The sequence below is a fragment of the Paradesulfitobacterium aromaticivorans genome (genome assembly GCF_054657415.1).
The window spans coordinates 81,253-94,142 of sequence record NZ_BAAHYT010000008.1 but is presented as its reverse complement, the minus strand read 5'-3'; the positions used below and the strand labels follow the sequence as shown (position 1 = coordinate 94,142).

Here is a 12,890-nt window from a genome sequence, read left to right as displayed (position 1 = left end):
TTGGAGTGAGTCTCAGTGAGCATGGATAAGAAACTCCTAAACACAGCGGTATTGGCATCAGGCCGCGGCAGCAACTTACAGGCTTTAATTGATGCTTGGCAAAGCGGAGAACTTCCTATAGAACTGGTTGCAGTAGGTTCAGATCAAAGTGAAGCCCAGGCCTTAAGCCGCGCGGAAGCTGCCGGAATCGCCGCTAAAGCTTTTCCGCTGCGGAATTATCCGGACAGGCTTGCCCAGGAGGAAGACCTCTTAGCCTGGCTGCACGGGCATAAAGTTGAACTGCTTCTGCTTGCAGGATATATGCGGGTGTTGAAGACGGATTTTATCAGGAGGGCCGGTTTTCCTATACTTAATATCCACCCCTCCTTGCTGCCCGCTTTCCCTGGGGTACATGCTCAACGCCAGGCAGTGGAATATGGGGTACGTTATAGCGGGTGCACAGTGCATTTTGTGGATGAGGGCTTGGACAGCGGCCCGATTATTCTGCAGGAAGTGGTTCCGGTTCTGCCTGAAGATACGGAGGATACTTTGGCAGCGCGCATCTTGGAAGTTGAGCACCGTTTATACCCGGAGGCTGTGCGTTTGCTGGCAAGCGGTCGGCTGGAACGGCAGGGGCGGCAGGTACGGATTTCAAAAGCATAGATGAGTGCGGTTCCGTTCAAGATTATCGGAATTGCTAGAACTCGAACGAGTTGCACATATTGGACAGAGCAGGAAGGGATCTTGTTAACCTACGTATAAATTGGAGGGGTTATTTTGAACCGTAGAGCCATAATCAGCGTGTCGGACAAGCAGGGAGTAGTGGATTTTGCTAGGGGTCTTGCTGAGTTTGGGTTTGAGATTATCTCGACCGGCGGGACGTTCAAGACTCTCGAAGAAGCCGGAGTTCCGGTTAAATATGTGACCGAGGTCACCGGCTTTCCGGAAATTTTGGACGGCAGGGTCAAAACCCTTCACCCTTTTATTCATGGTGGGATTTTAGCTCGGGATACCCACGAACATAAGGAGCAAATGGCGAAAAACGGAATTAGGTTTATAGATTTAGTGGTGGTTAATCTCTATCCGTTTCGTGAGACCATCGCCAAATCCGGTGTAAGTTTTGAAGAAGCAATTGAAAACATCGATATTGGGGGACCGACAATGGTGCGCTCAGCGGCGAAAAACCATGAGCGTGTAACAATAGTTGTTAACCCTGCCCGCTATACTGAAGTGCTGGAGGTTTTGCGCCAAGATGGGTTAGTGCCTGCCGTCATGCGTCGGCGTTTGGCCGCAGAAGCTTTTGCCCACACAGCGGAGTATGACCGCTTTATCGCGGAATATCTGGAGCGCCAAGTGGAGCCTGAGGGATCATTCCCGCCGGTTTTAAGGATAATTGCCGGTAAAGTGCAGGATTTGCGTTATGGGGAGAACCCCCAGCAACAGGCGGCTTTTTATGCTACCCTCCAAGAGGGCACTCTCGCATCCGGACGTCAGCTTCAGGGCAAAGAACTTTCCTATAATAATTGGCTTGATATGGACTCTGCTTGGGCAGCAGTGCACGAGTTTGACTCTTGCGCCTGCGCCATCATTAAGCATACCAATCCCTGCGGGCTTGCTCTCGGCAATACTCCGCTTGAAGGGTATGAACGGGCTTTGGCGACAGACCCGGTGTCTGCTTTTGGCGGAATTATTGCATTTAACCGGGTTGTGGATGGCCTGACTGCCCAAGCCCTCAGTGAACGATTTTTTGAGGTGATTGTGGCACCGGAATTTAGTCCGGAAGCACGCGACTTATTGAGTGAAAAAGTCAACCTGCGCCTGTTTGCGGTGGGCCGGGGAGATAGAAGCGGCGTTCCTGCATGGAAGCTGCGCAGTGTTGACGGCGGCTATTTGGTTCAGGAAGAGGATACGGGCACATCCTTGGCTTCAGAGTGGGAGGTCGTGACCAAGAAACAGCCGAGTGCCCAAGATTTGCAGGAGTTGGAGTTCGCTTGGCGGGTTGTTAAGCACGTGAAGTCCAACGCTATCGTAGTCAGCAAGTCCGGACAACTGCTGGGCGTGGGAGCCGGACAGATGAACCGTGTCGGCTCGGTGAAACTGGCTGTGGCTCAGGCCGGGCAAGAGGGCGTGGGCGCGTATCTTGCTTCTGATGCTTTTTTCCCGTTCCCCGATTCGTTGGAGGAAGCTGCCAGGACCGGCATTAAGGCAATTGTGCAGCCAGGGGGATCTGTCAAAGACAAAGCAGTTATTGAAGCAGCTGACAACCTTAACCTGATTATGGTATTCACGCACAGAAGGCATTTCAGGCACTAAGTAGAGTGGAAGTGGGTGAGTTTATGGGAAAAAAAGTTCTGGTGGTTGGCGGCGGAGGGCGGGAGCACGCCCTGGCCTGGAAATTAGCCCAAAGCCCTGAGCTGGAGCAACTTTATGTAGCCCCGGGCAATGCCGGTACCAACGAGTGGAATGTCCTGATTTCCCAGAATGATATCATTGGCTTGGTCAGGTTTGCCCAGGAAAATCATATAGATTTAACCGTAGTAGGGCCTGAAGAGCCTTTGAGTCTTGGAATCGTCGATGCTTTTCGCGAGGCCGGACTGCGCATATTCGGCCCCACGCAAGCGGCAGCGCAGCTTGAAGGGAGCAAAGCCTTCGCCAAAACCGTTATGCAAGCGGCGAATATTCCCACAGCTGAATGGGATGTCTTTACTGACCCAACACTTGCCAAGGATTATGTACGCAAAATCGGCGCTCCCTGCGTTATTAAAGCGGACGGACTGGCAGCAGGCAAAGGAGTCATTGTCGCGATGGATCTTGATACCGCCTTGCAGGCTGTGGATGAAATGATGGACGGGGCTTTCGGGGATGCCGGGAAAAAGATCGTAGTCGAGGAATACCTGGAAGGGCAGGAAGTCAGCCTCCTTTGCTTTGCTGATGGGACAAGCGCCCTGCCCATGGTGCCGGTGCAAGACCACAAGCGAGCTTTGGACGGTGATCAAGGGCTTAACACCGGCGGCATGGGAACCTACAGCCCGCCCCCGGTATGGACGCCTGAAATTGAGGAGCGGGTAAAGCGGGAGACCCTGTATCCGAGTTTGGATGAGATGCGTCGGCGAGGAATACCGTTTACCGGAGTATTGTTCTTAGGGTTGATGCTCACTGAGCGCGGTCCCAAAGTGTTGGAATATAACGTGCGTTTCGGTGACCCGGAAACCCAGGTGGTCATGATGCGGATGCAGTCTGATTTGCTTCCGGTTCTATGGGCTTGCACGGAAGGAAAGCTTGGGGATGTAAAACTGGAATGGGCTAAGGACGTGGCAGTATGTGTGGTAATGGCTGCCCCGGGTTATCCCCAGAGTTATGAAAAAGGCATCCCGCTTGTCATTCCGGCTGAAGTAGAAGAAGATGGGGCGGTGTTCCATGCCGGAACAGCGCTCAAAGACGGCAGCATTGTTAGCTCGGGAGGGCGTGTACTGGGAATAACTGCCAGTGGCTCTAACCTAGTCGAAGCGCGGGCAAAAGCATACTCTATCGTAGGGAAAATAGATTTTCCCAAGGCTCATTACCGCAAGGATATTGGAGTTAAAGGATTAGGCAAGTGATTCCACATTCCAAGCGGATGTTTTCAGCGACTGACTGCTTATATTAATGGAAAAATTTAATGGTTTTGTCTTTATCGTGACCGCTTAAATCCTGCCTTCATAAAATGAAGGCAGGATTTACTGTCATAAGGAGGGACAGCGATGTTTGGATACCGGAAACGTTTGATTTTTCCTATTAATTTTGAAGAGCCGGACCCAGTGTTTGCGCAAGTGCTTTTAGAGCATTATGCCGGGAAAGATTCTGAGTTCTCCGCCGCCGTTCAGTACTTAAACCACCGTTCCAATATGAGAAACCACCATCTCCGTGAACTACTCGGTCTGATTGCCGCTGAGGAATTGAGCCATATGGAACTTATCGCCGCCTGTGTCAACAAGCTGGGGGGACCGCCCGTAGGCTATTTGGATGCTCAAGGTTCGCCGTGGGAACTGAAAGTCATTGACCAGAGTTCAGACCCGATAGCGATGCTGCAGGCTGATATCGAAGCAGAAGTTCGCTCGCAAACTATTTACCAAAAACACATAAAATTGACGAATGATCCTGGTTTGCAGCGCATGCTCAACTTTTTAATCAGCAGGGAAGAAGTTCATAATATACTCATGCAGAAGGCCTACAGAAGTTTCAAACAAGGGGGAGGCCCCGAGCAATTCCCAGAGTTAATTTATGAGTATAAAATGAGCTTACAAGTATTAGAGTAGAGGTAAGGGTCAATTTTCAAACGATAAAGGATTTTATCATGCCTACGGAGAATCTAAATCTCTCGGAGCTTGCCCAGAACAAGGTTGGAGAGGAGATCTTCATCAAGGGGCTTAGACTGCAGTAGGGCTTTCTAATGTTCATGCCTGACTTTTTCGAAAATATCTGTGGCCACAGAAGACAGCATCAAATTACAGACCGTAAGAATGTTATGGATCCTGCTTTTTTCGGCAGACCGAGACAGGGATCCAGTACTTGCCTGTGCTTTCCATCACGCGTGATCTAGAAGCAACGTATCGCCATCTCAATACCGTTGATCATCGTTGAGAAAGTTTTTAGTTTAACTTTGTAGAGATTACTGCGTCTAACTAATAGAGATTTATGATGTTTTACCAGCGAAAATTTTGAAGGCACCATGGAGGAGTCCTGAATTGAGTCTATTGGTGAACTCAGCGTGCGGCTGGGGTCAATTTCTTTTGTTCACTAGTGTTTTCAGTCGGCTTCAAATAATCATTTTGGGGAGGGACATCAAAAAGTGAATCATGCCCTAATTTAGCTGCTGCGAAAGTAGTAAGTAAACCGTATACAATGTTACTAAAAATATAGGACAGATTACTCGCCGCATCTTTTGGTTTCATCTTATTCCAAGGAGCAAGATTTGGGATTACAGTCGCTATTGCCCCAAAGATAATTCCCGATGTAATCCCTTTAGAAAGAAGTTTATCCCGTCCGTTTTGTGACATACGCTTAATGATGTAGTTAGCCCCAAGAATGCTCACAGCGGAGTTCATGATTACCCCAAGGGTCTGTCCTCCTAAATTCCTAGCTTCACTCTTGGAGACGAAGATCCCTGCGGCAGCTTCCCTGTATGATCTTTTAGATATGCTTGCTCGTCTAGAGACTCCATCAACGAGCATTATCCCAGTTAGGCCAATAAGCCCTGAAACAATCGATAAAGTGTCTCTATCCTTTATTTTTTTCAAAGTAATTCCCCCTTTTTTGACTGGTTCGATTTGATAATTATAGGTTATACGGAATTGAAGAAGATTACACTGGTAAAATTGAGCAATATTTGAGATAGATGGCATTCTTTGGGCATTTCTTTGTAGGATAAATCTGGGAATAGCCTTGATCTTATGTTTTGCATTTCTTGCGTAGTTTGGCCAAGGCCTACAAGGGAGAGATAAAAATGGACTACACACTAAGTTTTCGCCAAATCAATAAGACCAGCTTACCCTTGGTAGGGGGCAAAGGGGCAAACCTGGGAGAAATGAGCGCTGCGGGATTTCCGGTACCGGCAGGCTTCTGTGTATGAATACAAATATACTTTTGACAGTTTTCCCGGACTGCTAGGCTGGTCGTTGGCTCCGGATTCTAAGCATTGTGTGGTGTTCGCAGGCGGGGGTTATCAGGTGGTTGATGAGTGGGGGCAGCAAGAAACAATTCATACTGCTGACAACAATATGTTTTCTCTCACCGGCGACTGGATCGATAACAATACATTTGTTACGGTGCTCATACGTGATAATCACGATGTCACGGCCGGGAATTTTCATATCTGTGCGTACAATTTAAGTGCAAAACAGAGAGCGATTTTGTACGAGCAATATGTGAGCAACGCCTATCCCATTGGTGTTCTTGTCTCCACGAATCGTCTTTCGTTATTACATATTTGCCGTTAGAATTTTTTTCCAATGAGCATCAGATAGTTGCGTATTTCTTCTTTATGCTGTGCTAGTTGTGGAAGCGGTGTGGAGAGTGGGAATAAGGATAAGAAGAAATTTTCTTTAGGGAGGCCAAACAATCAACCTTATTAAAGTATGACATTGCTAAGCAGCAGAGTGTGATAGTATCACATGTGCTTTGGGTAAGTAGAGTGTTTGAAAAGGAGGAGTAAGAGATTGAAGGTTGCAATCTTTGGCGGGTCGGGCTTTATTGGAAGAAACTTTGCCCAGGAATTAGCAGTAAACGGATACCAGGTTTGCGTTGTAACGAGAAACGAACGAAAAGCGGATGCAGACGACGATAATAAGGCACAGAAGATTAGTTGGCACTACCCTGAGCCGCTGGCAGCCAGCGAAGAGCTAAGAGATGCTGATATAATCGTGAACTTGGCGGGGGAGTCAATTGGCAGTCGTCGCTGGACGAGTTCAGTTAAGCAAGAGATTTTGGACAGCCGAGTCAACATAACCAAAGCAATTGTCTCTGCCATAAATGACGGTCAGCTCCAGCCGCAAGTGTTGATCAATGCTTCCGCGGTCGGTTATTACGGACCTTGCGGGGACGCGGAGATAAATGAAAATACGACAGCAGGAGAGGATTTCTTGGCCCAGGTCTGTCAAACGTGGGAAAACGAAGCTTATAAGGTTAGAAACTCAGGTACCAGGGTGGCAACACTAAGAACGGGCTTAGTCTTGGGCACTGAAGGAGCCTTAAACAAAATGCTGCTGCCGTTTAAGCTTTACTTGGGCGGGCCGTTGGGTTCGGGGAAACAATGGTTTTCCTGGATACATATTAAAGATCTGACACGGCTGATAAAGTACATCATCGAGCACCAAGAATTGAGCGGGCCGGTAAATGCTACGGCACCGGAGCCGGTTTCAATGAAGACTTTTTGCAGTACATTGGGAGAAGTTTTGGAGCGGCCGTCCTGGCTGCCGGTACCGGAGTTCGCGTTAAAAGCAGTGTTGGGGCAAATGTCCGAAATGCTCCTGCATGGCCAGCGCGCCATCCCGCAAAAAGTCCTGAATGCAGGCTTTGAGTTTAGGTTTCCAGGCCTAAAGCTGGCCTTGGAAGATGTTTTGGTAAGGACCGGGAATTAGATTTGGAGAAGCCCTTGTTGCTTTATGCTCATGAGTAATCCTTAAACTATTTTACCCCGGGTGCAGGCATATCAGGCCCGGAAACATGATGACGGTGACCGGCGTCATAAGAAGTGTAAAAGTCCCAGTCATGACTATGATAACCATTTGCTTGGGGCAACGCCGGTCCTGACACGGCTTTGTAATAGTGCGCATGCCCATGTTCATACATTACCCAGCTCTCAGAATGATGTACATGGCTGCCATCCGGAGTGGGTACGGCTGGCCCCGTGATATCAAGACATTGATGGGAATGGCTTTGTTCACATGATGTATGAGTGACGCTGCCATGATTATGACTGAGATAACCTTGATTACTCAATTTGACTCCCTCCTTAAGGCATAATATGACTTAAGGGTATTCTTTGACATCGAATCATGTGCCGGACATTATCCTTATTCAAAAAAATCACGTATTATTCTTCGGTAATTAGGTTCAGACCATGTTGTCCCACAACAGGTGGTGGATTTGACAAACGGGTTTCAGCTGAAAGCGAAGATCACCCACATGCCCAATCTACAGATGCATGGGAGAAGTTTGTATGATAAGCCTAAGCAATGGGTCGATCGGATTCTTTATATCGGGGACACTCTGTATACTTTGTCAAAGGGCATGATTAAGGCCAACACTATAACGGATTATAGGGAAACGGGCTCTTTGGTTATTCCTCATCAGGGGTGACAATGGCGACCAAGCCAAGAAGCTTGGTCCATAAGGGGCAAATTCGTTTTAAAAAAGGAAAGCCTTACCTCTACGGCGAATATATGAGAAAAATGTATCTGAGGGAACTGATGCACGCCTTTCTTGCCAGGTATCTTCAAACTCGCGGGGGAGTCTGTATGGTCAAAAGAATCGCTGTTATCATGATTTCGATCATTGTTCTATTTAGTGGAGCGGATTACCGAAGCTTAAAGGCTGACGCTCCTCTGGCAAGCTTTGCCGAAAAAGAGCCCCTTCGGCATAATAAAGTTGACCAGACATCTTCCCTGAAAAGCTTTGAAATTCTATCGAGGAGCGGCGATAGAAACGACCGAGAAGTACTAAATTCAGAAACATCTGTTTCTTCACCAAAGCTTCTTCCGGTAACAATCGGTTCATCTGAGTCAAAAACGGTAACCACAGACGATGTGTTAGAGACTGCTTTGCCTACTGCGGCCATTACAGATAATCCGACAATTCAACTGGCTGCAGGACTTCCCGAGCGAACCGCACCAAAGAACATCGCCATCCCGGTTGTGTATTATCATGCCGTGAAAACAGTTCCCAAGAACCAACTGTGTATGCCTCCGGAGCAGCTGGAGGAGCAGATGAAGTATCTTTATGATAATCAGTTTCAAAGTGTCAGCCTGAACGAACTTTATGATTTCTTTTATGGCAACGGTACCTTGCCGGACAAACCGATCGTTATCACTTTCGATGACGGCTACAAAGACAATTATACCAATGCCTTGCCTATTCTCAGAAAATATAGATTTGCCGCGACAGTGTTTGTTACTGTAGGTCAAGATGGGTCGGATTTTCTTACCCGGGAAGAAATGAAAGAACTGCTTGAGGCCGGTTGGGAGATAGAAAGCCATACCATGACCCATCCAGAGCTTAGCAAACTTGATCAGGCAAAACTTAAATGGGAACTTCAGAAATCCAAAGAGGTTCTTGAGTCGGATTTGGGCCAAGAGGTCAAGTTTTTGGCTTATCCCTATGGAAAATTTAATGAAGCAGTAATAAAAGCGGCGCAAGAAGCCGGATATATAATGGCGTTCACGACTCACGCAGGGTGGGCTGCCAGGGAAATGAATCCCCTGCGCGTGAGTAGAGTATATCTTTATGCCAATATGGGGCTGAAAGAATTCGCGCGCAGGATTGAAAACCCGGAGTACGCTAAAAATGAGAAGTAAACCTCAAGAAAGTATCAGGAATATCTCAAGAGATTCTATGGAATCACAGGAAATCTCAAAACAAGCTCAAATAATCTCAAATAAGCCGAAATAAGCTCAAAAAAGCCTTAAGAAAATATTGAACCTTTCGATAATAATATTGCTTCTCTCAGTGGATGATGATACTATCGATTATAATACTATGATACATAAGGAGTACAAAGAATAACATGCTCTCAAATGTCGAACTCATTGTCTTGAGCTTGGTTCAGGAAAAACCGTCCTATGCCTATGAAATCGAAAAACAAATTGAAGCCCGCAACATGCGTCTCTGGGTAAAAGTCGGAATTGCTTCCATCTATCAGGTGTTGGAACGGCTTCACCGTAAAGGGTATGTGGAGTTTCAGGTCGAGCGGGAAGGGAAAGCGCCTGAGCGTAAGCGCTATTTCACCACTGCGATAGGGAGGGAAGAACTGAAAATATCGGTCAAAGAGCTCTTAGTCAAATTGGAGTGGTTTTACCTTGATCTCAACGTCGCTATTGAAGGAAGCGATATCTTAGAAGCTGAAGAGTATAAGAAATGTTTAATTGAGCGTTTGGAAAAGGTAAGCCACAGTTTGCACAAATTGCGCAAGGACTATTACGGTGAGGAAAAGAAGTCTAAAAAGGCCCAAATTGTCATGCGCAGCGTGATGTTAATGCGGGAGGCGGAAGAAAAACTCTTGCGGGAACTTATCGACGAGCATGAATAATGTGAGGTTACACGAGAGCAAGCGCTTTTCGAAGCTTCGGAAGGACTTGCTTTTTTGTTTTTAATGACATCAAAATAGTGTCAAAATACTATTGACACATGGTCATAATGAACATATAATATGCTCAAAGATCAAGTTCGTGTGAGGACAATTGCGCTTTTAGCCTACATATTTATTTTAGAAAAAGGTGATTGTAGATGGACGCGAAAGAATTTGCTGAAATTCGTGCACTGCTGGATGCACTGGAACCTAAGCAAAAAGCACTTCCTTATTTGGAGCTAGATTCGATGATGCTGGCGCAAGTGGTGGAGGTGGCTAAACGGGTAAGCCAAAACGATCTCAACAGTATGCATATTCAAAATTGGGTAAGGCGCAAGTACCTGCCTAATCCGATTAAGAAGAAGTACAGCCGGGAACAGGTCGCGAATATTCTTCTAATTAATGATCTGCGCAATATTCTCCCTTTAGAGGATATCTCGCGTTTGTTGGGATATGTCAATGAAAGCCTGGTTGACAACTCTGATGACCGGATTAATCCGACCAAGCTTTACCAATATTATGCGGAAATTTTTGACCGTACCACGGTAGATTGGCAGAGGTCTTTAACTGAATTAGAGAAGGAGGTGGAGGATACCCTTGCAGGGGAAAACCTGCATAAAGAAGATAAGGACAAAGTTGCTGAAACTCTGTTGTTGCTAAATCTCTTAGCCCGGGCAAACCTGTACAAGTTAATAGCGGAGCGCTGGCTCCAAAATTTTGAGAAGTAGAGAGGAGGGGAAATCTTGGTCACAGGTTTTATAGTGCTTTTTTTCGTACTCGGAATCGTATTGCTTGTCTTGGAAATATTCGTGCCTGGCGGTATCTTGGGTGCCATCGGAATCGTAGCTCTGATCACGGGAGTGGCTTTGACCGCGAATTCTCTGGTTGAGGGTCTGCTCTATATCTTGGGCATGCTGGCGTTGTTAGCGGTTTTAGTCATACTCAGTTTTCGCTTTCCCACCAGCAGACGTTTGTGGGAAAGATTTTCGTTGACAACCCGCCAAACCAATCAAGAAGGATATCTTGCTCCCAAACAAAGCTATGACAGATTTATGGGGCGTTACGGTGTAGCTTTGACTCACCTGCGACCGGCGGGAACCGCTGATTTCGATGGAGAAAGAGTGGACGTAGTTACGGAAGGGGGTTATATCAAAAGCGGAGTTAAAATTAAAGTGATTGCGGTGGAAGGAGTGAGAGTTATTGTAAGGGAAGATTAAAGGTTGGGCATCTCTAGGCAAATAAGGGTTCATTCCTGGAGAAAGAACTCTTTTCAAGGTGAGAAAAGCTAAAAATAGGGAGGTGAAGCCCGTTCTTACGGGCTGCTGATGGAAACATTAATTGTGACGCTTGTCCTTTTTGTATTAGGTTTTATCGTTCTAACTTTATTGCTTACTTTCATTCCGGTCGGACTTTGGATTTCTGCTTTGGCTGCCGGAGTGAATGTCGGGATCTTTACTTTGGTCGGAATGAGACTAAGGCGTGTCACCCCGTCCCGTATCGTAAACCCGTTGATTAAAGCGCACAAAGCAGGACTGAATATCACCCCTTCACAGCTTGAAGCGCATTACCTGGCAGGCGGAAATGTGGATAGGGTTGTAAACGCCTTGATCGCGGCGGAGAGAGCGGGAATTCCGCTGCAGTTCGAGCGTGCGGCTGCCATTGATTTGGCTGGGCGGGATGTGTTGCAGGCAGTTCAGATGTCTGTTAACCCTAAAGTCATTGAGACTCCGATCGTTTCCGCTGTGGCTGCCAACGGGATCGAACTGAGAGTTAAGGCCAGGGTTACGGTGCGCGCCAATATCGACCGCTTGGTCGGAGGTGCCGGGGAAGAAACAATTATCGCCCGGGTAGGAGAGGGCATTGTCACCAGTATCGGGAGCAGTGACTCGCATAAAGCAGTTTTGGAAAACCCGGATATGGTTTCGCGCACAGTTTTAGCTAAGGGGCTTGACTCAGGCACAGCCTTCGAGATTCTTTCCATCGATATTGCAGACGTTGATGTCGGCAAGAACATCGGGGCACAGCTCCAGACCGATCAGGCCGAAGCGGATAAGAGGATTGCCCAAGCTAAAGCTGAGGAAAGGCGGGCTATGGCAGTGGCGAAGGAGCAAGAGATGAAAGCCTCAGTCCAGGAAATGCGCGCCAAAGTGGTAGAAGCGGAAGCGGAAGTCCCAAGAGCTATGGCCCAGGCTCTGCGCGACGGCAAGCTCGGAGTCATGGATTATTACAACATGCAGAATATCCTGGCTGACACGCAAATGAGGGATACCATTGCGCGCTCCGGCAAAAGCGAGGCTCCCACTGACCAGGCACCCCTAAAATAAGGGGGGAAGGTAAAGTATGGAAGTATTAAGCTTCATAATAATAGCATTTACAATTTACAGCATCATAGCTAGCGTTAACAGTAAAGGAGGATACCGAACCCAACGCCGATCGAATTTTCCGTGGGAAGTCCAGCTTCCGCGGGAGAAGCAGTTTCCACCTGAGAATCACTTTCCCCGGGAAATCCGATTCCCGCAAACTCAGCCACCCGAGTACAAGGAAACCCAGCAATCCTTCCCCACAGCCCGACAAGAAAAAGATACCCGCTATTCCACAGCCTCTGGACAAAATCTCGACCCCTACAAAGACATTGAACTCGCCCAAGCGCAGGGATATGAAGGAGAGTGGGGGGATGAAGGCCGCTCTGCCGGTATGAGTGATGAATTTTGGGTGGAAGGAAGCACCGGCATCGAAGGAACAGCAGGTACGGAAGGGACAATGGGCACAGAAGGAATATCAGGCAGTGTAGGAATTGCAGGCACGGAAGGCGCACCTGAAACAGTGGGATCGGTACGCCCGCAGAGAGGATCAAGCGCGAAAGGGCGCTCAGCCTCCTCAGGTGTTGCAACAAGAGTTTGGAATAACGAATTAAGTAGGCAAGACTTGGTTCGCGGTGTAATCTGGTCGGAAATCTTAGGAAGACCGCGGGCCATGAAGCCGTATCGCGGGCCAAGAGGATAGTCTGGAATATAATCTGAAGAAACCTCCGCGAATTATTTAATGATTCAGGAGGTTTTTTGTTTGTGGCTTTCTTTTCCGTGTAACCAAT

16 protein-coding genes are annotated in these 12,890 nt (G+C 47.6%); 14 read left to right on the top strand and 2 right to left on the bottom strand.

Going from position 1 to position 12,890, the window contains the following annotated elements:
- Positions 1–21 precede the first annotated feature (21 nt).
- From purN to ACYQ2N_RS02805, 4 genes are all read left to right on the top strand, one after another.
- A complete protein-coding gene (gene purN / locus ACYQ2N_RS02820; RefSeq protein ID WP_459997755.1) occupies positions 22–642 on the top strand; it encodes a phosphoribosylglycinamide formyltransferase in 621 nt (206 codons plus the stop codon).
- Positions 643–756: 114 nt separating this feature from the next.
- The gene (gene purH / locus ACYQ2N_RS02815; RefSeq protein ID WP_459997409.1) at positions 757–2,292 is read left to right on the top strand and encodes a bifunctional phosphoribosylaminoimidazolecarboxamide formyltransferase/IMP cyclohydrolase; all 1,536 of its coding nucleotides are present in this window, start codon (positions 757–759) and stop codon (positions 2,290–2,292) included.
- Positions 2,293–2,315: 23 nt separating this feature from the next.
- Entirely contained in the window at positions 2,316–3,578 is a 1,263-nt protein-coding gene (gene purD, locus ACYQ2N_RS02810) for a phosphoribosylamine--glycine ligase (protein ID WP_459997408.1), read from the top strand.
- A gap of 141 nt (positions 3,579–3,719) precedes the next feature.
- A complete protein-coding gene (locus ACYQ2N_RS02805) occupies positions 3,720–4,274 on the top strand; it encodes a manganese catalase family protein (RefSeq protein WP_459997407.1) in 555 nt (184 codons plus the stop codon).
- A gap of 447 nt (positions 4,275–4,721) precedes the next feature.
- Here the strand turns inward: ACYQ2N_RS02805 and ACYQ2N_RS02800 are convergent, their stop codons facing one another.
- Positions 4,722–5,255, bottom strand: a complete 534-nt coding sequence (locus tag ACYQ2N_RS02800) for a hypothetical protein (RefSeq protein WP_459997406.1) — start codon at positions 5,253–5,255, stop codon at positions 4,722–4,724.
- A gap of 206 nt (positions 5,256–5,461) precedes the next feature.
- Between ACYQ2N_RS02800 and ACYQ2N_RS02795 the strand changes: the two genes are divergently transcribed.
- The 3 genes from ACYQ2N_RS02795 (at position 5,462) to ACYQ2N_RS02785 (ending at position 7,094) form a co-directional block, all read left to right on the top strand.
- Positions 5,462–5,587 carry a hypothetical protein gene (locus ACYQ2N_RS02795; protein WP_488199452.1) on the top strand — a complete coding sequence of 42 codons (126 nt, stop codon included), beginning with the start codon at positions 5,462–5,464 and terminating at the stop codon, positions 5,585–5,587.
- Positions 5,580–5,954, top strand: coding sequence for a hypothetical protein (locus tag ACYQ2N_RS02790; RefSeq protein WP_459997405.1), 375 nt, complete (start codon positions 5,580–5,582; stop codon positions 5,952–5,954). Before ACYQ2N_RS02795 ends, ACYQ2N_RS02790 begins: the two co-directional genes overlap by 8 nt.
- 219 nt (positions 5,955–6,173) lie before the next feature.
- The gene (locus ACYQ2N_RS02785) at positions 6,174–7,094 is read left to right on the top strand and encodes a TIGR01777 family oxidoreductase (protein ID WP_459997404.1); all 921 of its coding nucleotides are present in this window, start codon (positions 6,174–6,176) and stop codon (positions 7,092–7,094) included.
- A gap of 46 nt (positions 7,095–7,140) precedes the next feature.
- Here the strand turns inward: ACYQ2N_RS02785 and ACYQ2N_RS02780 are convergent, their stop codons facing one another.
- Positions 7,141–7,455, bottom strand: a complete 315-nt coding sequence (locus ACYQ2N_RS02780; protein WP_459997403.1) for a YmaF family protein — start codon at positions 7,453–7,455, stop codon at positions 7,141–7,143.
- A gap of 147 nt (positions 7,456–7,602) precedes the next feature.
- Here ACYQ2N_RS02780 and ACYQ2N_RS02775 point away from each other — a divergent pair, with 147 nt between their 5' ends.
- The 7 genes from ACYQ2N_RS02775 to ACYQ2N_RS02745 all read left to right on the top strand — a co-directional run bounded on the left by ACYQ2N_RS02775 (position 7,603) and on the right by ACYQ2N_RS02745 (position 12,802).
- Complete coding sequence (locus tag ACYQ2N_RS02775; RefSeq protein WP_459997402.1) at positions 7,603–7,815, top strand: beta-propeller domain-containing protein; 213 nt, start codon at positions 7,603–7,605, stop codon at positions 7,813–7,815.
- Between the two features lie 158 nt (positions 7,816–7,973).
- A complete protein-coding gene (locus ACYQ2N_RS02770) occupies positions 7,974–9,029 on the top strand; it encodes a polysaccharide deacetylase family protein (protein WP_459997401.1) in 1,056 nt (351 codons plus the stop codon).
- Between the two features lie 209 nt (positions 9,030–9,238).
- Positions 9,239–9,760, top strand: a complete 522-nt coding sequence (locus ACYQ2N_RS02765) for a PadR family transcriptional regulator (RefSeq protein WP_459997400.1) — start codon at positions 9,239–9,241, stop codon at positions 9,758–9,760.
- A gap of 197 nt (positions 9,761–9,957) precedes the next feature.
- Positions 9,958–10,527, top strand: a complete 570-nt coding sequence (locus ACYQ2N_RS02760; protein WP_459997399.1) for a DUF1836 domain-containing protein — start codon at positions 9,958–9,960, stop codon at positions 10,525–10,527.
- Between the two features lie 15 nt (positions 10,528–10,542).
- Entirely contained in the window at positions 10,543–11,016 is a 474-nt protein-coding gene (locus ACYQ2N_RS02755) for an NfeD family protein (protein ID WP_459997398.1), read from the top strand.
- A 108-nt stretch (positions 11,017–11,124) separates the two neighbouring features.
- A complete protein-coding gene (gene floA, locus ACYQ2N_RS02750; protein ID WP_459997397.1) occupies positions 11,125–12,123 on the top strand; it encodes a flotillin-like protein FloA in 999 nt (332 codons plus the stop codon).
- A gap of 16 nt (positions 12,124–12,139) precedes the next feature.
- Positions 12,140–12,802, top strand: coding sequence for a hypothetical protein (locus tag ACYQ2N_RS02745; RefSeq protein WP_459997396.1), 663 nt, complete (start codon positions 12,140–12,142; stop codon positions 12,800–12,802).
- Positions 12,803–12,890 lie beyond the last annotated feature (88 nt).